This is a genomic window from Allobosea sp. AK1, assembly GCF_006714945.1.
Taxonomy (GTDB): domain Bacteria; phylum Pseudomonadota; class Alphaproteobacteria; order Rhizobiales; family Beijerinckiaceae; genus Allobosea; species Allobosea robiniae.
The window spans coordinates 2,968,270-2,992,790 of record NZ_VFMG01000001.1; the positions used below are offsets into that span (position 1 = coordinate 2,968,270).

Consider the following 24,521-nt stretch of genomic DNA (forward strand, 5'->3'; position numbering starts at 1 on the left):
CTCAGCTCTCCGACCGGGCGGCGCGCATGCGCGGGTCGATCAGCGCATAGATCGCGTCGACGGCGAGATTGGCGAGAACCATCGTGATCGAGGTCATGATCAGGATCGCCTGCACCAGAGCGAAATCGCGGGATGTCACGGCATTGACCAGCAACCGGCCGACGCCGGGCACCGCGAAGACGGTCTCGACGATGATTGAGCCAGCGACGAGATCGCCGAGCTTGAGGCCGATGATCGTGATGATCGGGATCGCGGCGTTGGGCAGGGCGTGCCAGAGCACCCGGCGCGGCCGCGGCACGCCCTTGGCCCGGGCGGCGACGACATATTGCTTGCTGAGAACCTCGAGCATCGCCGAGCGCGTGAAACGGGCGAAGGTGCCGGCGAAATGCGTGCCGAGCGTGATTGCCGGCAGGATCAGGTGCCAGATCGTCTGGTCGCCCGAACTCGGCAGCAGGCGCCAGTGCAGCGAGAACAGCAGGATCAGCAGGATGCCCAAGAAGAAGTTCGGCAGGCTGAAGCCGAGCACGGCGAAGCTCATGACGAAGCGGTCGATTGGCCGGTTGCGGTTGAGCGCCGCGATGATGCCGAGCCCGACGCCGAGCAGGAGGCCGAGCACAAAGGCGGTCAGCCCGAGCCGGAGTGTGCGCGGCAGCGCCGCGGCAATGAGCTCGATGGCAGGCTGCTGATCCGAGAGCGACAGCCCGAAATCGCCCTGCGCGATCCCTGAGACATAGGAGACGTATTGCTGCCAGAGCGGCCGGTCGAGGCCGAATTTCTCGCGGTAATGCGCGATCACTTCGGCGGGGGCCTGGTCGCCGACCAGCGCCTCGATCGGATCGCCCGAGAGATTGAGCGCGACGAAGGTCAGCGTCACGATCAGCCAGACGGTCAGGAGGCCGCGCGCGAGCTTGGTCAGCAAGATTCGGCTCGACATCACGAGGCCTTGCGGCTTTGCAGGCCGATCAGCAGGTCGGGATCGTTGAGCAGCACGGCCTGCGGCGCGTGCGCGAGGATGCGCAAGAGAGCGTCGCCGTCGACATCGCCGACGATGCGGCCGGTGCCGTTGCCGCCGGCGGTGATCCAGACCGGCAGGTGCCCCAGCAATCGCGCCGCGACCGGGCCGCCGAGAGAGCCTTCCCAGATGCGGAAAGCGCTCGCGCCTGCAGCGGCGTAGTGATCCGGATTGGACTTGTCGGGCAGGAAGGCGAGTACCCGGATGCCCGGCACTTTGAGGGTGGCATGCGCGACCTGAAGCACCTCGCGCGCGCCGACCCAGACCCGATCGAGCACGCCAAGTTCCCGGATCACCGCGAGCACCGCATCGATGATCGCGAGGTCTTTCGTCTTGATGTCGATCAGTGCCTGGCGATGCGGGCAGATCGCGGCGAGCGCCTCGGCGAGCGTCGCAAGCTGGACGCCGCCGGAGCGGGCGATGGCCTTGAGGTTTTCATGCGAAGTTTCCGCGATCGCAGCATCGCTGCCGGCGATGCGGGCGAGATCGGGATCATGCGAGGCGATGACGACGCCGTCGGCGCTGAGCCGCGCATCGGTCTCGACGAGATCGGCGCCCGCAGCGATCGCTGCGCGATAGGCCTCCAGCGTGTTCTCGGGATAGCGGGCGGAATGGCCGCGATGGGCAATGACGAGCGGCCGGGTCATGACGCAACTCCCAGTTCACCAGCAAAATGGCAGCGGACGCTGCGGCCCTCGCCGAGCGGGCGCAGAGCCGGCATCTCGGCCGAGCAGCGCGGGCGGGCGTAGGGGCAGCGCGTGTGGAAATGGCAGCCCGACGGCGGATTGGCCGGTGAAGGCGGATCGCCCGCGAGCCTAACGGGCCGGACAGCGTGCGCGGTTGAAAGATCGGGAATCGCGGCGAGCAGCGCCATCGTGTAGGGATGCATCGGGGCGCGGTAGACCGAGTCGGTTAGGCCTTCCTCGACGATCTGGCCGAGATACATCACCGCGATGCGGTGCGAGAGCTTCTTCACCACGCGCAGGTCGTGCGAGATGAAGAGATAGGCGATGTCGAAGCGCTCCTGCAGCTCCTGCAGCAGCTCGGTCACCGTTGCCTGGACGGAGACGTCGAGCGCCGAGACCGGCTCGTCGCAGACGATCAGGCTCGGCTTCATCGCCAGCGCCCGCGCGATCACGACGCGCTGTGCCTGCCCGCCGCTGATCTGGTGCGGGAAGCGATCGGCCATCTCCGGCGCCAGCGCCACCGCCTGCATCAGGCGCAGGACTTCGGAGTCGCGCCCGCTGCGCTCGCCGATCTCGTGCAGGTCGAGCGGCTCACGGATCTGCCGGCCGATGCTCAATCGCGGATCGAGCGCCGATTGCGGGTTCTGGAAGATCATCTGGATGTCGCGGCGCTGCCGCTGCCAGTCCGTCGGTGTCAGGCTTGTGAGGTCGCGGCCCTTGAACAGGATCTCGCCGCCACTCGGCCGTTCGAGCCCGACGATCATCCGCCCGGTCGTCGATTTGCCGCAGCCGGATTCCCCGACGAGCCCGAGCGTCTCGCCGATCCGCAAGGTCAGCGACACGTCCTCGACGGCGCGGATCGTCCGCTGCGTCCGCAGGAAGGAGCGCCCGCCGCCGAAATGCCGCCGCAGGCCTGAGACGCGCAGCAGGGGCTCGGTCGCGGCGCTCATGACGCGACCCGTTCGCGATAGATCGGCGCGGCAACATCGAGACGCGGCATCGCGGCGAGGAGTTCGCGCGTATAGGGCGCTTCGGGAGCGTTCAGCACGCGTGCGGCCGGGCCGGCCTCGACCACGCGGCCATGGCGCATCACCACGACATCGTCAGCCATTTCGGCGACGACGCCGAGATCATGGGTGACGAACAGGATCGCCATGCCGAACTCGGCCTTGAGCCGGTTGAGCAGGTCGAGGATCTGCGCCTGGATCGTCACGTCGAGCGCGGTCGTCGGCTCGTCCGCGATCAGCAGCTTCGGCTCGCAGGCCAGCGCCATCGCGATCATCACGCGCTGCGCCATGCCGCCGGAGAACTGGTGGACATAGGACGCGAGACGCTGCTCCGGTTCGGGAATGCCGACGAGACGCAGCAATTCCAGCGCCCGCGCCTGCCGCTGCGGCTCGGAGAGCGCGGTGTGCAGGCGCAAGGTCTCGCGCAATTGCGTGCCAACCGTATGGAGCGGGTTGAGCGAACCGAGCGGGTCCTGGAACACCATGCCGATGCCGCGGCCGCGGATGGTTTCCAGCTCGGCCTCGCTGGCGGCGGCGAGGTCGCGCCCTTCGAACAGGATGCGGCCCGCGGTCCGGCGCCCGTTCGCGGGCAGGAGGCCGAGCACCGTTTGGCAGGAGACGCTCTTGCCGCTGCCGCTCTCGCCGACGACGCAGGTCGTCGTGCCCGGTCGCACGGCGAAGGAGACGCTGTGCAGGATGTCGGCATAGCCCGCGGCGGTGCGGAAGCCGACGGTCAGGCCCTCGACGGAGAGCAGCGCAGCGCTGCCCCCGTCAGTTCCTGCCCTGCGGTCGTGCTCCGTCACTTCGCGGCCAGCGAGAAGTTCGAAGGGCGGAAGTCCATGTAGTACTGGCTATAGGGCGTCCAGTTGATGCCCTTCTTCACGCCATAGCCGGTGACGGGGTTGTAGAGCATCGTCATCGGCATATCGTCCTCGAAGGCCGTGAGCAGCCTGGCGAAGGTCGCCCGGCGCTTGGCCTCGTCGGTCTCGGCGGTCAGCTCCTTGGCGGCATCGTTGAAGGCCGGGCTCGCGCCATAGAGCTTCCAGGTCTTCTGGTTCTCGCTGTCGGGGCCCCAGAGCGTCAGGACGGCGCCGGACGGATCGGGCACGCGATAGGTGTTCGACCAGGCGAAGGCCTGCGCGCCCGGCTTGCGCACCTCCTTGAAGCTGTCGACGAAATCGATGCGGGCATTGATGCCGACGGCGCGCCACATCTCCTGGATCACCTGCGCCGCCTCGACATTGTAGAGGTAGTAGTTCGGGATCAGCCGGTAGGAGATTTCCTGGCCCTTGTAGCTGCTTTCCGCCAGCAGCTTCTTGGCCAGCGCCGGATCATAGCCGTAGCCCTTGTTGTCCTTCACATACATCGGCCCGAAGCTCGGGAGCTGGTGGCCGTTCGGCGTATAGGTCTGGCCCTTCCAGAGCGCGTCGATCAGCGCCTTGCGATCGATCGACAGGCTCATCGCATGGCGCAGCTTCTTGTCGGAGAGTACTGGATCGCTGGTGTTGAACTGGAGCACATGGCTGTTCTCCAGCGGCTCGGTCTTCACCGAGACGTCCTTGTAGCGCTTGAGCCCGTCCCACTGGTCCGGCGGGAGTTCGACGGCGATGTCGAAATCGCCGGCGACGAGGCCGGCGACGCGCGCCGCAACTTCCGGGACTGATCGGAAGGTGATGGTCTTGGCGGCGGGCTTGCCGCCGAAATAGCGGTCGAAGGCGGCGAGCGTCACCTTGTCGTTCTTCTGGTAGTCGACGAAGCTGTAGGGGCCGGTGCCGACCGGCTTCCAGCGCAGCGCCTTGGCGGCCTGGTCCATCCAGACCTTGGAGTCGACGCCCTCCTTGCGGAAGGCGTTCCACGGCTCGTCGCAGATCGCGAAGGACATGTAGCTCGACAGGCGATGCTCAATGATCGGATCATGCTGCGCCACCGTGATCCGGACGGTGAAGTCGTCGAGCTTCTCGACTTGGGTGAAGTTGCCGAAATAGACGCGGCCTTCCGGGTAATAGGCCTTCGGCCCCCAGAGTCGGTCGGGCGAGAAGGTCGCCAGCACGTCATTGGCGTCGAACGGGCTGCCGTCATGGCAGACGACGCCGCGGCGCAGCTTCAGGTCGAAGGTGGTCGGCGTCGTCCAGGACCAGCTTTCGGCGAGGCCGGGCACGAGGTTGGCGCCGCCATCGGCCTTCGGCTTGGCGAAGTCGCGCCGGATCAGCGTGTCGAAGATCGAATAGTAGATCCGGATATCGACATTGCCGGTGTGCTCGCCGGGGTCGAGCGAGCGTGCGAGCTCGTTCACCGCCACCGTCAGGGCGGGTCGCTCCTGCGCGATGGCGCCGGAGCAAGCGGCAAGGGCCAGGCCGGTGCCGAGCACGACTCCGAGCGGCGCTTTGCGTGTGGTCGATCTGGTCATTGTATCCTCCCATCGGACAGGAATCGTTTGCGTGTTCCGTCGTTCGTCGATGCGACAGCCCTATCCGGGCTTGCCGCGAAACAGGCGTTGCAGCGTTTCGACTTTCGCGAGCGTCTTCAGCGAGCGGCCCTGATCGGTACGTGACAATTCCAGGATCAGCGTGTTGCAGATCGCCATCGGCACGGTCAGCGAGTGAAACTCGCCCTGTTCGCCGCGGGCGGCGACGAGTTGCCTGTCGCAGACGGGGACGCCGGTGCGCCGATCGGTGATCAGCAGCGTGGCGGCGCCGATCTCGCGGGCGCAGGACACCAGCCGTGCCGCCCCCGGACTTTCGTGGCGGAAGATCATGGCGACGACGACGTCGCCGGCGGCGAGGCCGAGCAACTGGTCGGCTGCCTGCCAGTCGGCATGGGCGACGACCGCGGCGCGGTATCCGGACCTGACGAGACGCCGCACGAACATGTCGGCGAGACTGCTGGCATGACCCTCGCCCACGACGAGGATGCGCCCGGCCTGCCGGATCATCGCGGCGGCGGCGACTATTTCCGCGTCCGTGATCTGGTTGACCAGGTTACCGAGGGCGCGGATTTCGCCTTCGACGACCGAGCCGAGCAGGGAATCGCCGCGAACCCGGTCGAGCCGGCGCTGCACGCGCACCGAAGCGTCGAGATCGGCCACGACGGTGTCCTGCAGCGCTCCGCGCATCTCGCGATAGGAGGCGAAGCCGAGCTTGCGGGCGAGGCGGCCGGCTGTCGAGGCGTGCACGCCGGCCTGTTCAGCGACCTTGTGCGACGGCAGGAAGCTACCTGCGGTGCGATTGGCCAGGAGGACCTCGACCAGTCGCCGGTCCGACTCGGTCAGCTCGTCCCGGCGCGCCGCGATGATCTCCGTCAGGTTCATCGTGTCTCCCATGAAGGCAGCGTAACGGAGCCTTGCAGCGATATGCAAGTTAAATTGCAGATTCGCTCATCGGCAATTTATGTTGCATAAGCAGACATCTCTCCGGACAGTGACAGGGATATGACGGACATCGCCTCCCATCGCGGCGGAGCCAAAATCTGGCCCGAGAACAGCCGCCTCGCTTTCCGCAATTCCGCGGTTCTCGCGGTGGATTTCATCGAGTTCGACATCCATCGCAGCCGCGACGGCGTTCTGCTCGTCCATCACGATCCCCTGCTCGGCCGGACGGCGTCTGGCTCCGGGGCAGTCGGCGAGATGGACTGGGCGGAGCTTCAGGCCGTGGAGCTGATCGGCACCGACGGCGAAACCGTCCCGAACTTCGATGAGATCCTCGATATCCTCGAACCGAGCGGCATCAGGCTGCGCATCGAATTGAAGACGCGGCAGGGCGGCGGGCGCTATCCCGGGATCGAGGCGCAGGTCGTGGCGCGACTGCGGGAAAGGCGCCTGCTCGACAGGACGACCTTCACCTCCTTCGATCTGCCCACGCTCACAGAACTCCTGCGCCTCGCGCCGGCCTCGCCGACGATCTGGCTCGTCGCCGACAAGCTGCTGGCATCCCCCACGCGGGACCTGAGCAAGCTATCCCGCGAGGCGCGCGCGGCCGGTGTGCGAGAGATCGCCATCCGTATCGCCCAGGCACAGGATGGCGATGGCGAGGCCTGCCGCGGCGAGGCGGTGACGCTGGGCTATTACGGCGCGCATGACGAGCCGGCGATCCGCAAGGCCTTTTCGGACGGCGTGAGCGCCTTCACGACCGACCGGCCGGACATCGCCATCGCCGTCCGGCGCGAGATCCGCGGCTAGCGATCCGACGTTGGGCGGGCCGCTCGAAACCTCCGCCCTCGATCACGCCGCCTTGGCGAGGAAATCCTCGGCATAATGGCAGGCGACCTGCCGGCCATCGACTTCGCGCTTCTCCGGGCGTTCGACCCGGCAGCGTTCGGTGACGTGGGGGCAGCGGGTCGAGAATACGCAGCCCTTCGGCGGATTGAGCGGGGAGGGCAATTCGCCGCGCAGGATGATGCGCTCGCGCTTGCCGGCATCGACGCGCGGCGTCGAGGCGAGCAGCGCCTGCGTATAGGGATGCAAGGGGCGGGCGTAGATGCGCTCCTTCGGCCCGTGCTCGATGGCATTGCCGAGATACATCACCATCACGTCATGGGCGATGTGGCGGACGACGCTGAGATCGTGCGAGATGAAGAGATAGGCGAGCTTCAGCTCGTCCTGCAGGTCGGCGAGCAGGTTCAGCACCTGCGCCTGGATCGAGATGTCCAGTGCCGAGACCGGCTCGTCCGCCACCACGACTTTCGGCGACAGGATCAGCGCACGGGCGATCGCGATGCGCTGGCGCTGGCCGCCCGAGAACATGTGCGGATAGCGGGCATAATGCTCGGGACGAAGGCCGACCTTGGCCATCATCGCGCGCGCCTTCTCGGTGCGCTCAGCGGCGGAGAGGTCGGTGTTGATCTTGAGCGGTTCCTCCAGGATCGTCCCGATCTTCTTGCGCGGATTGAGCGAGCCATAGGGGTTCTGGAAGACGAACTGCACGGTGCGGCGCAGACGCCGGCGCTCGCTGGCCGGCGGCGAGACGGCATCGACCCCGTCCAGCGTCAGCGCGCCGGAGGTCGGTGCCTCGATCAGCGTCGCCATGCGTGCCAGCGTCGACTTTCCGCAGCCGGATTCGCCGACGACGGCGAGCGTGCGCCCGGCCTCGACCGCGAAGGAGACCTTGTTCACCGCCTGCAACTGCGCCGGGGCGCGGAAGAGCCCCTGCTTGACCGGATAGATCTGCGTCAGCTCGCGCGCTTCGATCACGGGGTTTCTCATCGCGCGGCCTCCTTCGCCTGGCCGGCTTCGTCGCGGGCACGCGCGGCGTCGCGCTGGGGATCGCCGAGCGGATAGTGGCAACGCACCCGTCCGTCTGCCCAATCCCGCAGCTCCGGCTGGATATTGCGCGAATGATCGGTCGCGTAGGCGCAGCGCGGCGAGAACAGGCAGCCCTTCGGCCGATCGTTCAGGCCCGGCACCATGCCGGGGATGGTTGCAAGGCGGGTCGCATGCTCGCTGCGCTCCGGCAGGGCGGCGAGCAGGGCGGCGGAATAGGGATGCTGCGGGTTGGCGAAGAGCGCGTCGACCTTGCGCTCCTCCATGATCTGCCCGGCATACATCACCATGATGCGCTGCGCCGTCTCGGCGACGACGCCCATATTGTGGGTGATGAGCACGAGCGCCATGTTGCGTTCGCGCTGCAGCGACATCAGCAGGTCGAGGATCTGCGCCTGGATGGTGACGTCGAGCGCGGTCGTCGGCTCGTCGGCAATCAGCAGGCGCGGATTGCAGGCGATCGCCATCGCGATCATCACGCGCTGGTTCATGCCGCCGGACATCTGGTGGGGATAAGCCTTGAGGCGGCTCTCGGGCGCGGGGATGCCGACCTGCTCGAGCAATTCGATCGAGCGGCGCTTGGCCGCCTTGTTATCCATGCCCTCGTGCTTCCTGAGAGTCTCGGCAAGCTGGAAGCCGATGGTGAAGCAGGGGTTCAGGCTGGTGCTCGGCTCCTGGAAGATCATCGCCACGTCCTTGCCGGTGAGCTGGCGGCGCTCGCGGGCGGACATGGTCAGGAGGTCGCGGCCATCGAAGCGCAGCTTGTCGGCGCGGACGCGGCCGGGATAGCCGACGAGGCCCATCAGCGCGAGCATGGTCACGCTCTTGCCGGAGCCGGATTCGCCGACGACGCCGAGCACCTCGCCCTCTTCGAGGGTGAGGTCGATGCGGTCGACGGCGCGCAGCGTTCCCTGGGAGGTCGGGAATTCGACGCTGAGGTTTTCGATTTCGAGCAGGGGCATGGGATCAGCGCTTCAGCTTGGGGTCGAGCGCATCGCGCAGGCCGTCACCGAGAAGGTTGAAGGCGAGCACGGTGATGAGGATGGCGAGGCCCGGGAAGGTGACGACCCACCAGGCGCGCAGCACGAATTCGCGGGCGTCCGCCAGCATCGTACCCCATTCCGGTGTCGGCGGCTGGGCGCCGAGGCCGAGGAAGCCGAGTGCGGCGGCGTCGAGGATCGCGGTGGAGACGCCGAGCGTCGCCTGCACGATCAGCGGCGCGGCGCAGTTCGGCAGGATCTCGGAGAACATCAGGCGGATCGTCTGCGCGCCCGAGACCTGGGCCGCGACGACATAGTCCTTGCTCGCCTCGGCGATGACGGCGGCGCGGGTGATGCGGACGTAATGCGGCAGCACGACGATGGCCACCGCAAGCATCGCGTTCATCAGGCCGGGGCCGAGAATGGCGACGATGACGATGGCGAGCAGCAGGCTCGGCATCGTCATCAGGATGTCCATCAGCCGCATGATCGCGATATCGGCGATGCCCTTGAAATAGCCGGCGATCAGGCCGAGCACGATGCCGACGACGATGGCGAGCGCCACGACCGCGATGCCGATCACCAGCGAAAGCCGCGCGCCGAAGAGCAGGCGCGAGAGGATGTCGCGTCCGATCGCATCGGTGCCGAGCGGATAGGAGAGCGAGCCGCCCTCCTGCCAGAACGGCGGCTTCAGGAAGACCGCGTTGTTGGTCAGGTTCGGCTCATGCGGCGCGATCAGGGGCGCGAACAGCGCGCAGAGCAGCACCAGCACGATGACGACGAGGCCGGCGACGGCGCCGCGATTGGCACTGAAATAGGTCCAGAACTCGCGGACGGGATGCGGCGGCGCAGCGCTGGGCGCAGCAGTCGGGGCGTTGAGGGTTTGGGTGCTCATGCGGCGAGGCTCCGACGGGAGCGAAGGGAGAAATGACGGTTCATCTTGCGTGCCTGATGCGCGGGTTGATCAGGCCGTAGAGCAGGTCGACGAAGAGGTTGACGCTCATCACCACGACGCCGAGCATCAGCGTACCGCCCTGCAGGACCGGGTAGTCGCGCCGGCTGATCGCCTCGATCAGCCACTTGCCGACGCCGGGCCAGGAGAAGATCGTCTCGGTCAGGATCGCGCCGGTGAAGAGCGCGCCGACCTGCAGGCCGATGACGGTGACGATCGGAATCAGGGCGTTGCGCAGCGCGTGCATGGCCACGACCCGGATCGGTGCCATGCCCTTGGCGCGGGCGGTGCGGATATAGTCCTCGCCCAGAACTTCCAGCATCGCCGAGCGGGTCATGCGGGCGATGACGGCCAGCGGCACTGTGCCGAGCACGATCGCCGGCAGGACGAGATGCGACAACGCCGACCAGAAGGCGTCGATATCCCCCGCCAGCAGGCTGTCGACGGTCAGGAAGCCGGTCACTGGCTCGATGAAATACTGCACCGCGATGCGGCCCGAGACCGGCGTGATGCCGAGCTGCACCGAGAACAGCAGGATCAGCAGCAGGCCCCACCAGAAGATCGGCATCGAATAGCCGGTCAGCGATATCCCCATCACGCCATGGTCGAAGATCGAGTTTCGCTTCACCGCCGCGATGATGCCGGCCGGTAGCCCGACGATCAGCGCGATCAGGATGGCGCAGATCGCGAGCTCGATCGTCGCCGGGAAGAGCTGGCCGAATTCGGTCAGCACGTTTTCGCGGGTGACGATCGACTTGCCGAGATCGCCCTGCACCACACGCTCGATATATTTGCCGTACTGGACGAGCAGCGGCCGGTCGAGGCCGTATTCGGTCAGGAGCTGGGCGTGGCGGGCGGCGTCGATGCCGCGTTCGCCGGCCATGGTCTCGATCGGGTCGCCGGGGACGAGGCGGACGAGGAAGAAGGCCAGCAGCGTGATGCCGATGAAGGTCGGGATGACCAGGCTCAGCCGGGTGAAGATGAAGCGCAGCATGGTTGTGCCGATGTTCTTGGCCGGCGTGAAAAGGATCGTTGCACGCCGGCAGGTCGTTTGGATTTATTGCAATGTCGAGCTGTAGCCCAGCGCAAACACCAAAAAGCGCTGGAGATCAAGGATGTCGTCCGCGACATAGCGGATCGTGAAGGCGTCGAGCCGCTCCACGGCCTTCAACATGGCGAGATACTCGACCGGCTGCCGGAACAGGAAGTTGATATCGAGCGTGACCGGCCCGGCGATGCGATAAGGCTTGATCGCAGCCCGTCGCGCGATGGCGCGCTTTACGCCCTCCGCGATCAGCTCGTAGGAGGCTTCCGGCATCAGCGTGCGGGCGGACTGGCGGCTATGCGCCCATTTCACCGTCACGCCCTCGATATCGGGCAGGAACCCCTTGGTCTCGGCGATGGTGGCGTCGTCGCCGCTGACGAGCAGGACCGGCACGTCGAAATGCCCGGCGATGGCGGCATTGATGCCGGCCTCCGGAACGGCGACGCCATTGACCCTGACCTCGCGCAGGCAGGCGCTGCGGAAGGTATGGGCCAGCACGCCCTCGGGATTGGTCGCTCCCGTATGGTAGCCGATGAAGAGCGCGCCGTCATAGCTGCCGGCCTCGATGCCCTGCATCATCGACAGCGGCCGCGGATGGGCCCGCACGAGCTGAACCTCGCGCGGCAGCCGCTCGAGCAGCAGGTTCTGCCCTCTGCCATGGCTGTCGGCGATGACGACCTCGCTGGCGCCGCTGGCATAGGCGGCCCGCGCCGCGGCGGTGACGCTGTCGGTCATCCAGATCCGGGCGGCCTGGTATTCGAAGCCCTCCACGAGGGTCTGATCGCGGGTGACGACGCCGGCGATGCCTTCGATGTCGGCGGAGATGTAGATGCGCATGGCGATGAGCTCCGGGGAGGCCCTGCGCCGCTCGCATGAGCGCGCAGGCAGTCGACCGCGGCAGCGTGGGCTGCCGCGGCGAGAGGGGCGCAGGATTACTTGGCGATGGAGACGCCGTAGAAGGGCTGTCCGCCGAAGAAGTGGATCTTGTAGTCCTTCACTTCCTTGCGCACCGGCGTGAACGCCTGCGCATTGGCGAAGAGCAGGCCCGCGACATCCTCGTGGAACAGCTCCTGGAAGCGCTTGTAGAGCTTTGTGCGCTCGCCCTGGTCGGTGATGGTGCTGGCCTTGGCCAGCGCGTCCGAGGCCTCCTGGTTGCACCAGCGCGAGCGGTTGGCGCCGCTCTTCACGCCTTCGCAGGTCCAGCCCGAAAGCAGGATCTGGCTCGGATCGGGATAGTCCCAGGTATAGCCGAACATGCCGACCTCATGGTCGCCGGCGCGGCCGCGCTTGAGATACTCGCCCCATTCGTAGGTCTGGATCGTCGCCTTGACGCCGATCTTGGCCCAGTCGGCCTGGATCAGCTCGGCCGCACGCCGGCCGTTCGGCATATAGGCGCGCACGACCGGAATGGCCCAGAGCGTCGTCTCGAAGCCGTCGGCGAGACCCGCCTCCTTCAGCAGCGCCTTGGCCTTCTCGGGATCGTAGGGGCGCGGCTTCAGATCCGCATCATGCGACCAGAGCGAGGGCGGCACGGCCGCCGCAGCGATCTTGCCGGTGCCCTGATAGACCGCGTCGATGATCGCCGGGATGTTGGTCGCATAGGCCAGGGCCTCGCGCACGCGCTTGTCGCCGAAGGGCTTCTTCTGCTGGTTGAAGGCGAGGAAGCTCTGGTCGGCGATGCTGCCCTGCAGAAGGTTGATCGAGGCTTCTGCCTTCATCGCCGGCAGATCACCTGGATTGGGATAGCGCGCGATCTGGCACTCGCCCGAGCGCACCTTGGCGAAGCGCACCGAGGCATCCGGCGTGATCACGAAGATCAGGTCGTTGACCAGCGCCATGCGATCGCGGTTGCCGACCGCCTTGGTCCAGTGGTCCGGCACCGCCTTGAAGCGGATGACGGCATCCTTCTGATAGGAGGTGAGCGAGAACGGCCCGGTGCCGATCGGCACGAAATCGATCTGCTCGGGCGTGCCGGCCTTCAGCATCGCCGCGGCATACTCGGCCGACAGGATCGACATCGGTTCGACCGAGAGCGCCGAGAGCAGCGGCGAGTTCGGCTTGGTCAAGGTCAGCTTGACCGTGAGGTCGTCGACCTTCTCGATCGATTTCAGGCTCGGCTTCACGATCTCGGCGAAGAAGCCGAAATTGCCGCTGCCGACCTTGTGGAAAGGATTCTTCTCGTCGAACATGCGGCCGAACGAGAAGATCACGTCGTCGGCGTTGAAGTCCCGCGTCGGCGTGAAGCTCTTGTTGGCGTGCCATTTCACGCCCTTGCGCAGCTTGAACGTGTAGGTCAGCCCGTCATCGGAAATCGTCCAGGACTCGGCGAGGCTCGGGATGATCTGCGATCCTCCGCGCTCCGTCGCGGTCAGCCGCTCATAGATCTGTGCCGCCACGTCATAGGCGGTGTTCTGTCCGCTGAATTGCGGGTTCAGGTAATCGGGGCTGGCCTCGGAGCAGACGACGAGCGCCTGGGCGCTGGCGACGGCGGGCAGCAGAAGGGCGCTCAGCCCCAGCGTCAGGGCAAGAGAACGGGCACGAACGGGCATGGGCATCTCTCTCGGGACAGGCAGGAGAGGCGGATCGGGCGCGGGGCGTCGTGCCCCATCGTCTCCACCTCCCGGAACGCGGTCCGGCGGGGCCGCGTCACTTGGCAAGCATCAACTGGCAAGCATCAACCGCGCCACGATGTGGCGCGGTTGGCGCGGAAGGTCACTTGCCGATGTCGACGCCGTAGAAGGTGTGGCGGCCGAACGGCGAGAGCTTGAAGTCCTTCACTTCCTTGCGGACGGGCTTCAACTGCACGGCGTGGGCAATGGTGAACCAGGGCGACTGCTCCTTGAAGATCACCTGCGCCTGCCGGTAGAGCTTCTCGCGCTCGGCCTGGTCGGTGACCGTCTTCGCCTTCACGACCAGATCGTCAAAGGGCTTGTAGCAGAACTTCGCGACGTTGCCGCCGTTGTTCTTGGCCGCGTCGCAGCCCAGCAGCGTGTGCAGGAAGTTGTCCGGGTCGCCGTTGTCGCCGGTCCAGCCGAACATGCCGGTCTGGTGCTCGCCCGCCTGCAGGCGCTTGCGGTACTCGCCCCATTCGAAGCTCTTGATTTCGGCCTTGACGCCGACCTTGGCGAGATCGGCCTGCATCAGTTCGGCGATGCGCTTGGCGTTGGGGTTGTAGGGGCGCTGCACCGGCATGGCCCAGAGGTCGATCTCCAGCCCGTTCGGATAGCCGGCCTCGGCCAGCTCCTTCTTGGCCGCCTCCGGATCATAGGGGTCGTCCTTGATCGTCTCGTTATACGACCACATGGTCGGCGGGATCGGGTTGATCGCCGCGACGCCGCTGGAGAGATAGACCGCGTCGATGATCGCCTGCTTGTTGATCGCCTTGTTGACGGCGTGGCGCACCTTGACGTCGTCGAACGGCTTCTTGGTGGTGTTGTAGGCGAGATAGCCGATGTTCAGGCCGGGCTGCTCGAGGATCTCGACATTGGCGTCCTTCCTGATCGCGTCGAGATCGGCCGGGTTCGGATAGGGCATGACATGGCATTCGCCCTTCTGCAGCTTGGCCCAGCGCACCGAGGCGTCCGGCGTGATCGCGAAGATCAGGTCGTCGATCTTGGCCTTGCCGGCCCAATAGTCGGGATTGGCCTTGTAGCGGATGATCGCGTCCTTCTGGTATTGCACGAGATAGAACGGGCCGGTGCCGATCGGGTCCTGGTCGAGCTTCTCGGGCGTGCCCGCCTTCAGCATCGCATCGGCATATTCCTTCGACTGCACGCTGGCATATTGCATGGCGAGGTCGGCGAGGAACGGCGCTTCCGGCTGGTTCAGCGTGAACCTGACGGTGTAGTCATCGACCTTCTCGACCGATTTCAGCAGCTTGGGCATGCCCATGTCGTTGAAATAGGAGTGGTTCGAGCTCGTCACCTTGAAGAACGGATGGTTCTCCTTCCACTGCCGCTCGATCATGAAGATGATGTCGTCGGCATTGAAGTCGCGCGTCGGCTTGAAGCTCTTGTTGGACTGCCACTTGACGTTCTTGCGCAGGTGGAAGGTGTAGGTCAGGCCATCCGGCGAGATGTCCCATTTCTCGGCAAGGGCCGGCTGGACCTTGGTGCCGCCACGCTCGAACTGGACGATCGTGTCGTAGATCTGGGTGTTCGCATCGAAGGACGTGCCGGTGGTGTTGACGCTCGGCGCGAAATTCTCGGGACTGCCCTCGGAGCAATAGACCAGCGTCTTGGCCATCAGCGGTTGCGCGGCCATCAGCGCGGCGGCCGACAGCGTCGCCAACAGAATCGTCTTCATGGGTGTCTCCTTGAACGCCTTTCCGCCCTCGCGAGGGCGGCAAACGGCCCCGTTGTATCGGAAGCTCCTGGGGCGGAAGTCCCCGGGCCGCCTTGTCTACAGCTTATTCAAAGAAGGGGAGCGCGGATAGCCGTCTCGGAGGGCTCGAAGGCCGGCTCCAAGGTGAGGGTAAACGATTGTGTCAGAACGGATTCCGGCCGGCGCGAGAAAGCTTGTCTTGCCGTCGGAAGCTTATTCGAAAGTCTATGGGTTCCAGACAGGCCCGATGTTCGGGCAGGCCCTCAGAGGACTTCGCGCACCCGCACCAGCGTCGTGTCCATATGGCGGCCGATCGCCTCGGCCAGGGCGTCGCCGTCGCGCCTGAGCAGCGCCGCCATCATGTCCTCGTGCTCGGCGACCGCTCCGGCCCATTTTTCCGGGCCTTCGTTGCCGACGAAGCGCAGCCGCTTGATCCGCGATTGCAGCGTGGTGTGCATCTCGGCCAGCACGGCATTGCCGGAGGCCGCGACGATGGCGCTGTGGATCGCCTGATTGAGCTTGAAATAGTCGAGCCGGTCGCGCGTCGCGTAGAGTGCCAGCATGTCCCGGTGCAGCGTGTGGATCGCTTCGACCGTGGCGTCGCTGGCCTGCGCACAGGCGATCCGACCGCCGAGCTGCTCCAGGCTCTTGATGACTTCGAGGATGTCGGCGAGGTCCCGCGCCGAGAATTTACGGACGATCGCGCCCTTGGCCGGCAGGATCTCGACAAGCCCCTCGCTGGCGAGAGTCTTGATCGCCTCGCGCAGCGGCGTCCGCGAGACCCCGAGCTGGGCGCCGACCTGGCCTTCGTTGATGCGCTGGCCGGGGGCGAGGCGCCCTTCGATGATCATGTCGCGCACGCGCTCCAGCACCTCATCATGGAGGGTCCGCCGCGTGATCGGGATATAGTCGGCCGCCGTCTCGCTCATCGTTGCTCCCGTGTTTCCGGCCTCTCCGTTACGGCATGCGGCTTCCGCGCTGTCAAACCGGCACGTCGTTTCCGGCGGCAAACAGCGCGTCCTGCCGCCGGCGCATCGCCAGCAACCCGGAATCTTCGGGGATCGCGACATCGCCGAGGCGGATCGCTGCGCCGGCCTTGACCGGGCGAACGAGCGTCCGGTCGGCGATCAGGTAGAACGGGGCGGCGCGCTCGGCTGCCAGCGCCATCGCCGGCCTCACTTCGGCGCCGACATTGTCGATGCTGTGATGATGCCCGCCCATCGCGAGCACCGTCCCGGCGGCGAGATCGCGCTGCGCCACCGCGACGAGATCCTGCCGCGGGCGGTAATCGTCGCCATAGCCGGAGCGGCCGAGCCCGGCGGCATCGAGGATGGAGGTCGCGACCTCGACGCCGAGCAGGTGGCGCGGCAGGTAGAGCGCGGCCGTCCTGCCGCTGCGGCTGACGACATGGCCCTTGCCGGCCAGCATTTCCCAGGTCTCGTCATTGTCGCAGCGCACGACGATGAAGACGCCGCCGGCAAAGCTCGCTTCTTCCTTGAGCCGCAGATGATGGAACACGTCGATGCGACGCGTGCCCCCCATCAGCCCGCCCTCGGCGCGCTCCGCGAAGAGATCGGCGAGCTCGGGGACGCGGGCCGGCGGCGCGTGGAAGCCGGCGGCATCGGCCGAGAAGTCCAGCGCATTGGCGACCAGCGTCATCTCGCAGAGATCGGGCACGGCCCGCAGCGGGAAAGCCTCGCCGAGGATGCGCGCGCGCTCGGCTGCATTGGTCACGATCGAGCGCGAGCCCGGCAGCCAGTGCTCGCGCAGCGCCGGCAGCGAACGGGTCACGCCATTGCAGGTGACGTCGCCGGTGGCGGCATCGAGCACGAAATCGTATTCGCTCGACTTGCCGACTGCGATGATCTCGAGGCCGATGATCTCGGCCCAGCTCGCGAGCGCGATCAGCAGGCTCGGCTGGTCGCCATCGACCGGCGTCACCACGACGCCCTTGTCGCGGGCGAGCCGTGCCAGCCCGGGACCCACGACGCTGTCGGCCTCCTTCGAGACCAGCGCGACATGGCGGCCGGCATCGATCGCGGTGAGGCTGTGCCGCGTGGCTGCCTCGGGACTCCCTGTGGCCTCGACGAGGAGCGAGAAGGGCAATTCCATGACGACGTCGAGGCTCGCCGCGGCGATGCACTTGCCGGCGTTCCATGCGGTCCTGGCCTCGGCGCCGGCCGCGCACAGCGCGATCTCTCCCGGCTCGAAACCGGCCGCTGCGAAGGCGCGTGCGGCCGCCTCGGCGGTGACGTCGACCGCGATGCGCGCATTGACCAGCCGCGTCCGGCGTGACTGCGCAAGATAGCTGCGCCCGAAGCTGCCGCTGCCGACCAGGCAGGTTTCGACCGGCTCCGCGATCCCGGCGTAATGCGCATGAAAATTCATCGGCCCTCCTTCGGCGCGGCCGCAATCCGCGCCTGTGTCTTCCCGCTTGGTACAGCAATCTGGATATGCTGCATACAGCATACTTGAGTGGCCGAGCTGCCTGTGTTAGCCAACGGGCCAGACGAACGGACAGGCAGCGGAGTGGCGGCCATGAGTGAGCGGACGAATGACGCCTTGCCGGTGATCGCCGTTGCGATGGGCGACCCTTCCGGCATCAGCCCCGAACTGACGGCTCGCATCCTGTCGGAGGCCGATCTGCGTGCTGCCGCGCGCTATGTGGTCTTCGGCGACAAGCGGCTGCTCGATCTCGGCATCAAGGACGGCGGCGTCGATCCGCAGGTCCAGGTCGTCAAGGACGGTGACGCCGTGCCGCTTGGCGACAAGCCCGCCTTTATCGATCTCGGCAATCACGACCCCGCCGATCTCAAGCGCGGCACCGCGACGCTCGCCGGCGGCAAGGCTGCGACCGAGAATTTCCGCCGCGCGCTGCAATTCGCCGCCTCCGGCCAGGCCGATGCGGTGTTCTTCACGCCCTTCAACAAGGCGGCGATGCGCTTCGCCTATCCCGGCTATGACGACGAAATCCGCTTCGTGCGCGACGCGATCGGCTTCGAAGGCGCCGCGAGCGAGTTCAATATCCTCGACAAGCTCTGGAACGCCCGCGTCACCTCGCATATCCCGCTCTCGGAAGTGGCTCAGAACATCACGCAGGAGCGCATCCTGCGCGCCCTGACGCTGGCCGATGCCAATCTGCGCGCGGCCGGCTTCAACCCACCGCGTATCGCGGTTGCCGGTATCAATCCTCATGCCGGTGACGGTGGCAATTTCGGCCGCGACGAGATCGAGACGATCGAGCCGGCGGTGAAGGCGGCCAAGGCCAAGGGGTTCACGGTCGAGGGGCCGTTCCCCTCCGATACGGTCTTCCTGCGCGCGAAGAACGGCGATTTCGACGCCGTGCTGACGATGTATCACGACCAGGGCCAGATCGCGATGAAGCTGATCGGCTTCGACCGCGGCGTCACCCTGATCGGCGGCTTCCCCTTCCCGATCTGCACGCCGGCCCATGGCACGGCCTATGAGATTGCCGGCAAGGGCATCGCCAATCTCGGCGCGACGCGCGCCGCGCTCTCGCTCGCCATCAAGATGGCCCAGGATGGCAAGGAAAAGACCCGCGCCGCTGCCTGATCCCGCCTGTCCACGTCAAGGCCGCCGCCAAGAGCGGCCCGTCAATTCCAGCTCACAGGGAGAGAAACCATGAAGACCATTGCTATTTCGGCTGCGCTTGCCGGCGCGGTTGCCTTCGGCGGCATCGGTGCCGCCCAGGCCTGGGAACCGACCAAGCCGATCGAGTTCGTCGTGACCTCGGGCGCCGGCGGCGGCACCGACAATTTCGCCCGGATCATCCAGTCGATCATCACCAAGCACAAGTTCACCGAGCAGCCCATCGTCGTGGTGAACAAGGGCGGCGGCTCCGGCGCCGAAGGCTATGTCTACGGCAAGAGCGCCAAGGGTGATCCGAACCGCGTCATCTTCGGCACCAACAACGCCTATCTGCTGCCCTATGTCGCCAAGCTCGGCTACAAGTTCACGGACCTGACGCCGGTCGCGGCGCTGGCGCTCGACGAGTTCCTGCTCTGGGTCAAGGGCGATGCTCCCTATGCCGACGCCAAGAGCTATCTCGATGCGGTCAAGGCCAAGCCGATGGGCTTCAAGATGGGCGGCAGCCAATCGAAGGACACCGACCAGACCCTGACCTCGATGATCCAGGACGCCGCCGGCGTGAAGTGGATCTATATCCCGTTCCAGGGCGGCAGCGCCGCGGCCGTGCAGCTCGCCGGCGGCCATATCGATTCCAACACCAACAACCCCAACGAGAATATCGGCCAGTGGAAGGCCGGGCAGGTCAAGCCGCTCTGCGTCTTCTCGCCGGTGCGCCTCGCCAAGGGCGAACCCGTTCATGACGGCAAGGGCTGGGGCGATATCCCGACCTGCAAGGAGGCGGGCCTGCCGCTGGAGACCTTCCAGATGCCGCGCACCGTCTGGCTGCCGGCCGACGTCCCGGCCGATGCCGTGACCTATTATGCCGGCCTGCTGGAGAAGGTCTCCAAGACCCCCGAATGGCAGGAATTCGTGACGCGCACCGCCCAGACCGGCAAGTTCATGAAGGGCAAGGAACTCGCCGATTTCGTCGCCAAGGACGAGGCTGCCAACAAGAAGGTCTTCGAGAACGAAGGCTGGGTCGCGAAGTAAGGTGGGATCGTCATTCCCGGGCGGCGCGGCGCGCCGTCCCGGGAATCTCATGACGAGACGGCTGGTTTCCGAGATGGCCGGGTCAAGCCCGGCCATGACGTGCAAGCCCTGAAAGGGAGAACCCACCGCATGATCACCCGCTTCTGGGCCGAGATCGGGACCGCGATCCTGACGCTCGTCTTCGGGCTCGTCATCGTGAAGGGCTCGCTCGAATTCGGCATCGGCTGGGACAGCTCCGGCCCGCAGCCCGGCGCCTTTCCCTTCTATGCGGGGGCGCTGATCGCACTGGCGAGCCTTGGCACGATCGCGGTCACGCTCAGCCAGCGCGTCGTAGGCAGGGCCGCGCTCGCCGAGGCCTTCCTCGATGCCGAGCGCGGCAAGCGGGTGCTGTCCTTCCTGCTGCCGCTCGTCGCCTTCGTCGTGCTGAGCGTAACGCTCGGCATGTATGTCGCGACGATCCTCTATCTCGTCTTCGCGATGCGCTTCCAGGGCGGCTACGGCTGGTTCCAGAGTCTCGCGACCGCTTTCGTGACGGCGGCCTTCTTCTATTTCGCCCTCGAGAAATTCTTCCAGATCGGCCTGCTCAAGGGCCCGATCGAGCCGCTCATCGGCCTCTGAGACGGCGGGGATATCAGCATGGATAATGTCGCCAACCTGATGCACGGCTTCTCGGTCGCGCTCACCACGCACCATGTCCTGCTGATGATGGCGGGCGTCCTGCTCGGCGTGCTCGTCGGCGTCCTGCCGGGCCTCGGCGCGCCCAACGGCGTCTCGCTGCTGCTGCCGCTGACCTTCTCGATGGATCCGGTCTCGGCGATCATCCTTTTGACCTCGCTCTACTGGGGTGCGCTCTTCGGCGGCTCGACCACCTCGATCCTGTTCAATATCCCCGGCGAACCCTCATCGGTCGCGACGACCTTCGACGGCCACCCGATGGCCAAGCAGGGCAAGGCGACGGAGGCGCTTTCCTTCGCCTTCCTCTCGGCCGGCTTCGGCGCCATGGCCGGCGTCATCCTGATCACGTTGCTTTCCGGATGGGTCGCGAATTTTGCGCTGCGCTTCTCCTCGCCCGAATATTTCGCCGTCTATTTCATGACCTTCGCCAGCTTCATCGGGCTCGGCGGCGCCTCGCCCTTCAAGACGGTCGTCTCGATGGCGATGGGCTTCGCACTGGCGACCATCGGCATGGACTCGGTCTCGGGCAATGTCCGCCTCACCTTCGAATTCGATGTGCTGCTCGCCGGCGTCAGCTTCCTGATCGCCGTCATCGGCCTGTTCGGCATCGGCGAATTGCTGCTGACGATGGAGGAGGGGCTGAAATTCGAGGGTGTCGCCGCCAAGGTGCGCGTCGGTGACGTGCTGCGCACCGCCGCCAAGCTGCCGCGCTACTGGCTCGCTTTGCTGCGCTCCTCGCTGATCGGTATCTGGATGGGCATCACGCCGGGCGGGCCGACCGCCGCCTCCTTCATGAGCTACGCGATGGCCAAGCGCTCCTCGCGCAACCCCGCCAAATTCGGCAAGGGCGAGCCCGAGGGCGTGATCGCACCGGAGACGGCCGACCATGCCGCCGGCTCTGCCGCCATGCTGCCGATGCTGGCGCTCGGCATTCCCGGCTCCGCGACGGCTGCGGTGATGATGGGCGGGCTGATGATCTGGGGCCTCAATCCCGGTCCGACGCTGTTTACCGACCGGCCCGATTTCGTCTGGGGCCTGATCGCCTCGATGTATCTCGGCAATGTCGTGGCGGTGGTGATCGTGCTGGCGACGGTGCCGCTCTTCGCCTCGATCCTGCGCATCCCCTTCTCGATCATCGGGCCGGTCATCGTGGTGATCTGCTTCATCGGCGCCTTCACCGCCGCGAGCAAGGAATTCGACATCTGGCTCGCGCTGGTCTTCGGCCTCGTCGGCTATCTCTTCAAGAAGCTCGACTATCCGATCGCGCCGCTGGTGCTGGCCATGGTCATCGGCGACAAGGCCGAGGACGCCTTCCGCCAGTCGATGATCTTCAGCCAGGGCTCCCTTTCGATCTTCTGGTCGAACCCGCTGGTCTCGACATTGATGGCGATCGGCCTCGCACTGCTGGTCATGCCGCTCGTCGGTTCGCTCGCGCGCCGCTTGGTCGGCACCAAGGCTGCCAGCACCGCCTGACATCCGTATCGCCCGTTCGATTCCCGCCCTGTCCGCCACCTGAGATGACGCCATGACCGAACCCTACAAGGGCATCCTGCCGATCGCGCCGACCATCTTCCACGAGAACGGCGACCTCGATATCGAGGGCAACAGGCGCGTCATGGACCTGATGGTCGACCAGGGCGTCGACGGCATCTGCATCCTCGCCAATTTCTCGGAGCAGTTCCTGCTGACCGACGAGGAGCGCGATCAGGTCATGCGGCTCTCGCTGGAGCAGGTCGCCGGCCGCGTGCCGGTCATCGTCACGACCTCGCATTTCTCGACGCGCATCGCCGCCGCCCGCGCCAAGTCCGCGGCGGACGCCGGCGCCAAGATGCTGATGATGATGCCGCCCTATCACGGCGCGCTGCTCAAGGCCGACGAGCAGGGCATGATCGAGCATTTCAAGGCGGTGGCGGATGCCTGCGGCATCCCGATCATCCTGCAGGACGCGCCGCTCTCGGGCGTGACCATGACGGTACCCTTCATGATCCGGCTGGCGAGGGAGGTCCCGCTCGTCCGCTATTTCAAGATCGAGGTGCCGGGCACGGCGGGTAAGCTGCGCGCGCTGATCGAGGCCGGCGGCGACGCCGTGGTCGGCCCCTTCGACGGCGAGGAGGCGATCACCCTGATGGCCGATCTCGATGCCGGCGCCACCGGCACCATGACCTCGGCGATGATCCCGGACCTGATCAAGCCGATCCTCGCGGCCCACGCGGCCGGAGACCGCAAGCAGGCGGCGGCGCTCTATGCCCGCGTCCTGCCGATCATCAATTACGAGAACCGGCAGTGCGGCCTGCGCTCGGCCAAGGCGGTGATGAAGGAAGGCGGCGTCATCAAGTCGGAAGCCGTGCGCCATCCGCTGATGCCGCTGCATCCGAAGACGCGCGAGGGCCTGATCGAGCTGGCCCGCGAGCTCGATCCGCTGGCGCTGCGCTGGGGCAAGTAAGCGATATCCCCGAGGGCAGGAGCGGGGTTGCGTTTTTCGCGCCCTGCTCTGCCTTTACAAAGCGGGTCGGATCGCGGGAACCTCCTTGCCACCTGCCACCCGGCGGGAGCCATGGACGGAGAAGGTGATCGCATGCCCAGTCTCAAGCCGGAAACCCGCGAGAAGCTGCGCACGGTCTCCGTCGCCACGCTCTGCACGGCGCTGTTCAAGCGCGGATTGCGCAACCAGTTCATCCAGGATGTCCGCCCGCTCAATCCCGGCGCCGGCACCATGGTCGGTGAGGCCTTCACGCTCCGCTACATCCCGGCGCGCGAGGACCTGAACCCGCTCTCGGTCTTCCAGGATCGTGCCCATCCGCAGCGCAAGGCGGTCGAGGATTGCCCGCCCGGCGCCGTGATGGTGATCGACAGCCGCAAGGATCCGCGCGCGGCCTCGGCCGGCGGCATCCTCGTCTCGCGCCTGATGAAGCGCGGCGCCGCCGGCGTCGTCACCGATGGCGGCTTCCGCGATTCCTACGAGATCGCCGGATTGCCGTTCCCGACCTATCACAACCGCCCGTCCTCCCCGACCAACCTGACCCTGCATCAGGCGATCGATATCAACGTGCCGATCGGCTGCGGCGACGTCGCGGTCTTCCCGGGCGATGTCGTGGTCGGCGACGCCGAGGGCGTCATCGTCATCCCCGCCCATCTCGCCGACGAGGTCGCGGCCGAGGCGGTCGAGATGACCGCCTTCGAGGATTTCGTCACCGAGGAGGTGCTGAAGGGCCGCTCGATCCTCGGCCTCTACCCGGCGACTGAGGAGCAGACCAAGACCGATTTCGCGGCGTGGCGGAAGGTCAACGGCCGCTGATCCCGGCGACTGCCCAACTTGAGGCAGGTCAATTGCAGGCCGTCGGCGCCAGTCGCGCCCGGCCGAGCACCATCATCCGGTCGACTTGGAAGCCCGAGCGCTGGAAAGCGTCATGGTCCTGCGCCCAGGCCGCCGAGCGCTCCAGCGAGATCGCGATTCGGGGCAGGTCGAGCTCGATCGCGAGCTGGTTGGCGAAGCGCAGCAACGCATCGACCAGGCAGGTGCCCGGCAGCCTCATCATTGCCAGTTCCGAGATCTCCAGCGCCGTGCCGCCCGCGATCGTCTGCGCGACGCGGAAGGTGAAGACGGCATGCGGCATGGCCCGCGCGTCGCGCAACGCGAAGACGCCGCGCGGCCGCGCGCCATCCTGCGAATTGTCGCGCACGAAGGCGGCCCAGCCCTCCGGGGTCACCTCCGGATGCAGCATGGCGACGAGGCTGAAGACCGTGTCGGCGCCCGCCGGCGCGATGCGCGCGACCTCGAAGATATCATCGCCAGTCACGAACGCTCTCCGGGGTTTCGAGGGCGTACCGTGATTGCCGGGCCGGCAAGGGCGCATTGATCTGGATCAAATCGGCGGCTTGCGACCAGAAGCGCGCTTTGTGGGCTCAAGCCCATGCGGTATGGTCTGCCGATGATCAGGAAGGTGCGATC

The 24,521-nt window shown here is 66.4% G+C and carries 23 protein-coding genes; 7 read left to right on the forward strand and 16 right to left on the reverse strand.

From position 1 onward, the window contains the following. Position 1 precedes the first annotated feature (1 nt). The 6 genes from FHT98_RS14620 to FHT98_RS14645 are packed head-to-tail and all read right to left on the reverse strand — an operon-like array spanning position 2 to position 6,012. Positions 2-934 carry an ABC transporter permease gene (locus tag FHT98_RS14620; RefSeq protein WP_142114469.1) on the reverse strand — a complete coding sequence of 311 codons (933 nt, stop codon included), beginning with the start codon at positions 932-934 and terminating at the stop codon, positions 2-4. After that, positions 934-1,659: a glycerophosphodiester phosphodiesterase gene (locus FHT98_RS14625; protein ID WP_142114470.1), complete on the reverse strand. Its 726-nt coding sequence runs from the start codon at positions 1,657-1,659 to the stop codon at positions 934-936. The genes FHT98_RS14620 and FHT98_RS14625 overlap by 1 nt, the downstream gene beginning before the upstream one ends. After that, a complete protein-coding gene (locus tag FHT98_RS14630; protein WP_061966568.1) occupies positions 1,656-2,648 on the reverse strand; it encodes an ABC transporter ATP-binding protein in 993 nt (330 codons plus the stop codon). The genes FHT98_RS14625 and FHT98_RS14630 overlap by 4 nt, the downstream gene beginning before the upstream one ends. Continuing rightward, positions 2,645-3,508, reverse strand: coding sequence for an ATP-binding cassette domain-containing protein (locus tag FHT98_RS14635; RefSeq protein WP_210244377.1), 864 nt, complete (start codon positions 3,506-3,508; stop codon positions 2,645-2,647). Before FHT98_RS14635 ends, FHT98_RS14630 begins: the two co-directional genes overlap by 4 nt. Then, positions 3,505-5,112 (reverse strand): ABC transporter substrate-binding protein, encoded by a 1,608-nt coding sequence (locus FHT98_RS14640; protein WP_142114471.1) that lies wholly within the window; start codon positions 5,110-5,112, stop codon positions 3,505-3,507. Before FHT98_RS14640 ends, FHT98_RS14635 begins: the two co-directional genes overlap by 4 nt. A gap of 60 nt (positions 5,113-5,172) precedes the next feature. Beyond that, positions 5,173-6,012 carry a MurR/RpiR family transcriptional regulator gene (locus FHT98_RS14645; protein WP_185745170.1) on the reverse strand — a complete coding sequence of 280 codons (840 nt, stop codon included), beginning with the start codon at positions 6,010-6,012 and terminating at the stop codon, positions 5,173-5,175. A gap of 120 nt (positions 6,013-6,132) precedes the next feature. Here FHT98_RS14645 and FHT98_RS14650 point away from each other — a divergent pair, with 120 nt between their 5' ends. Continuing rightward, positions 6,133-6,879 carry a glycerophosphodiester phosphodiesterase family protein gene (locus FHT98_RS14650; RefSeq protein ID WP_142114473.1) on the forward strand — a complete coding sequence of 249 codons (747 nt, stop codon included), beginning with the start codon at positions 6,133-6,135 and terminating at the stop codon, positions 6,877-6,879. A 42-nt stretch (positions 6,880-6,921) separates the two neighbouring features. On the opposite strand, the gene FHT98_RS14655 is transcribed toward FHT98_RS14650, so the two are convergent. The 9 genes from FHT98_RS14655 to FHT98_RS14695 form a co-directional block, all read right to left on the reverse strand. Beyond that, complete coding sequence (locus tag FHT98_RS14655) at positions 6,922-7,902, reverse strand: peptide ABC transporter ATP-binding protein (protein ID WP_142114474.1); 981 nt, start codon at positions 7,900-7,902, stop codon at positions 6,922-6,924. Further along, entirely contained in the window at positions 7,899-8,921 is a 1,023-nt protein-coding gene (locus tag FHT98_RS14660) for an ABC transporter ATP-binding protein (protein ID WP_142114475.1), read from the reverse strand. Before FHT98_RS14660 ends, FHT98_RS14655 begins: the two co-directional genes overlap by 4 nt. 4 nt (positions 8,922-8,925) lie before the next feature. Then, positions 8,926-9,834, reverse strand: a complete 909-nt coding sequence (locus FHT98_RS14665) for an ABC transporter permease subunit (protein WP_091862636.1) — start codon at positions 9,832-9,834, stop codon at positions 8,926-8,928. A gap of 40 nt (positions 9,835-9,874) precedes the next feature. Further along, complete coding sequence (locus tag FHT98_RS14670) at positions 9,875-10,885, reverse strand: ABC transporter permease subunit (protein ID WP_061966560.1); 1,011 nt, start codon at positions 10,883-10,885, stop codon at positions 9,875-9,877. 63 nt (positions 10,886-10,948) lie between these two features. Then, positions 10,949-11,773 (reverse strand): M55 family metallopeptidase, encoded by an 825-nt coding sequence (locus tag FHT98_RS14675; RefSeq protein WP_061966559.1) that lies wholly within the window; start codon positions 11,771-11,773, stop codon positions 10,949-10,951. 95 nt (positions 11,774-11,868) lie between these two features. Continuing rightward, positions 11,869-13,485 (reverse strand): ABC transporter substrate-binding protein, encoded by a 1,617-nt coding sequence (locus FHT98_RS14680; protein WP_061966558.1) that lies wholly within the window; start codon positions 13,483-13,485, stop codon positions 11,869-11,871. A 163-nt stretch (positions 13,486-13,648) separates the two neighbouring features. Further along, positions 13,649-15,241 carry an ABC transporter substrate-binding protein gene (locus tag FHT98_RS14685; protein ID WP_142114476.1) on the reverse strand — a complete coding sequence of 531 codons (1,593 nt, stop codon included), beginning with the start codon at positions 15,239-15,241 and terminating at the stop codon, positions 13,649-13,651. 281 nt (positions 15,242-15,522) lie between these two features. After that, positions 15,523-16,188: a GntR family transcriptional regulator gene (locus FHT98_RS14690; RefSeq protein ID WP_061966556.1), complete on the reverse strand. Its 666-nt coding sequence runs from the start codon at positions 16,186-16,188 to the stop codon at positions 15,523-15,525. A gap of 52 nt (positions 16,189-16,240) precedes the next feature. Beyond that, on the reverse strand, positions 16,241-17,647 hold the full coding sequence (locus FHT98_RS14695; RefSeq protein ID WP_142114477.1) for a flagellar biosynthesis protein FlgA: 1,407 nt from the start codon (positions 17,645-17,647) through the stop codon (positions 16,241-16,243). 150 nt (positions 17,648-17,797) lie between these two features. Between FHT98_RS14695 and FHT98_RS14700 the strand changes: the two genes are divergently transcribed. The 6 genes from FHT98_RS14700 (at position 17,798) to FHT98_RS14725 (ending at position 23,867) form a co-directional block, all read left to right on the forward strand. Further along, positions 17,798-18,832 carry a 4-hydroxythreonine-4-phosphate dehydrogenase PdxA gene (locus FHT98_RS14700; RefSeq protein ID WP_142114478.1) on the forward strand — a complete coding sequence of 345 codons (1,035 nt, stop codon included), beginning with the start codon at positions 17,798-17,800 and terminating at the stop codon, positions 18,830-18,832. Between the two features lie 69 nt (positions 18,833-18,901). After that, on the forward strand, positions 18,902-19,897 hold the full coding sequence (locus FHT98_RS14705; RefSeq protein ID WP_142114479.1) for a Bug family tripartite tricarboxylate transporter substrate binding protein: 996 nt from the start codon (positions 18,902-18,904) through the stop codon (positions 19,895-19,897). A 129-nt stretch (positions 19,898-20,026) separates the two neighbouring features. Further along, positions 20,027-20,515 (forward strand): tripartite tricarboxylate transporter TctB family protein, encoded by a 489-nt coding sequence (locus tag FHT98_RS14710; RefSeq protein ID WP_061966552.1) that lies wholly within the window; start codon positions 20,027-20,029, stop codon positions 20,513-20,515. Positions 20,516-20,533: 18 nt separating this feature from the next. Further along, positions 20,534-22,045 (forward strand): tripartite tricarboxylate transporter permease, encoded by a 1,512-nt coding sequence (locus FHT98_RS14715; protein ID WP_142114480.1) that lies wholly within the window; start codon positions 20,534-20,536, stop codon positions 22,043-22,045. A gap of 52 nt (positions 22,046-22,097) precedes the next feature. Then, entirely contained in the window at positions 22,098-23,015 is a 918-nt protein-coding gene (locus tag FHT98_RS14720) for a dihydrodipicolinate synthase family protein (RefSeq protein WP_142114481.1), read from the forward strand. Positions 23,016-23,147: 132 nt separating this feature from the next. After that, positions 23,148-23,867 carry a ribonuclease activity regulator RraA gene (locus FHT98_RS14725; RefSeq protein WP_142114482.1) on the forward strand — a complete coding sequence of 240 codons (720 nt, stop codon included), beginning with the start codon at positions 23,148-23,150 and terminating at the stop codon, positions 23,865-23,867. Positions 23,868-23,895: 28 nt separating this feature from the next. On the opposite strand, the gene FHT98_RS14730 is transcribed toward FHT98_RS14725, so the two are convergent. Beyond that, positions 23,896-24,369 (reverse strand): hypothetical protein, encoded by a 474-nt coding sequence (locus FHT98_RS14730; protein ID WP_091862613.1) that lies wholly within the window; start codon positions 24,367-24,369, stop codon positions 23,896-23,898. Positions 24,370-24,521 lie beyond the last annotated feature (152 nt).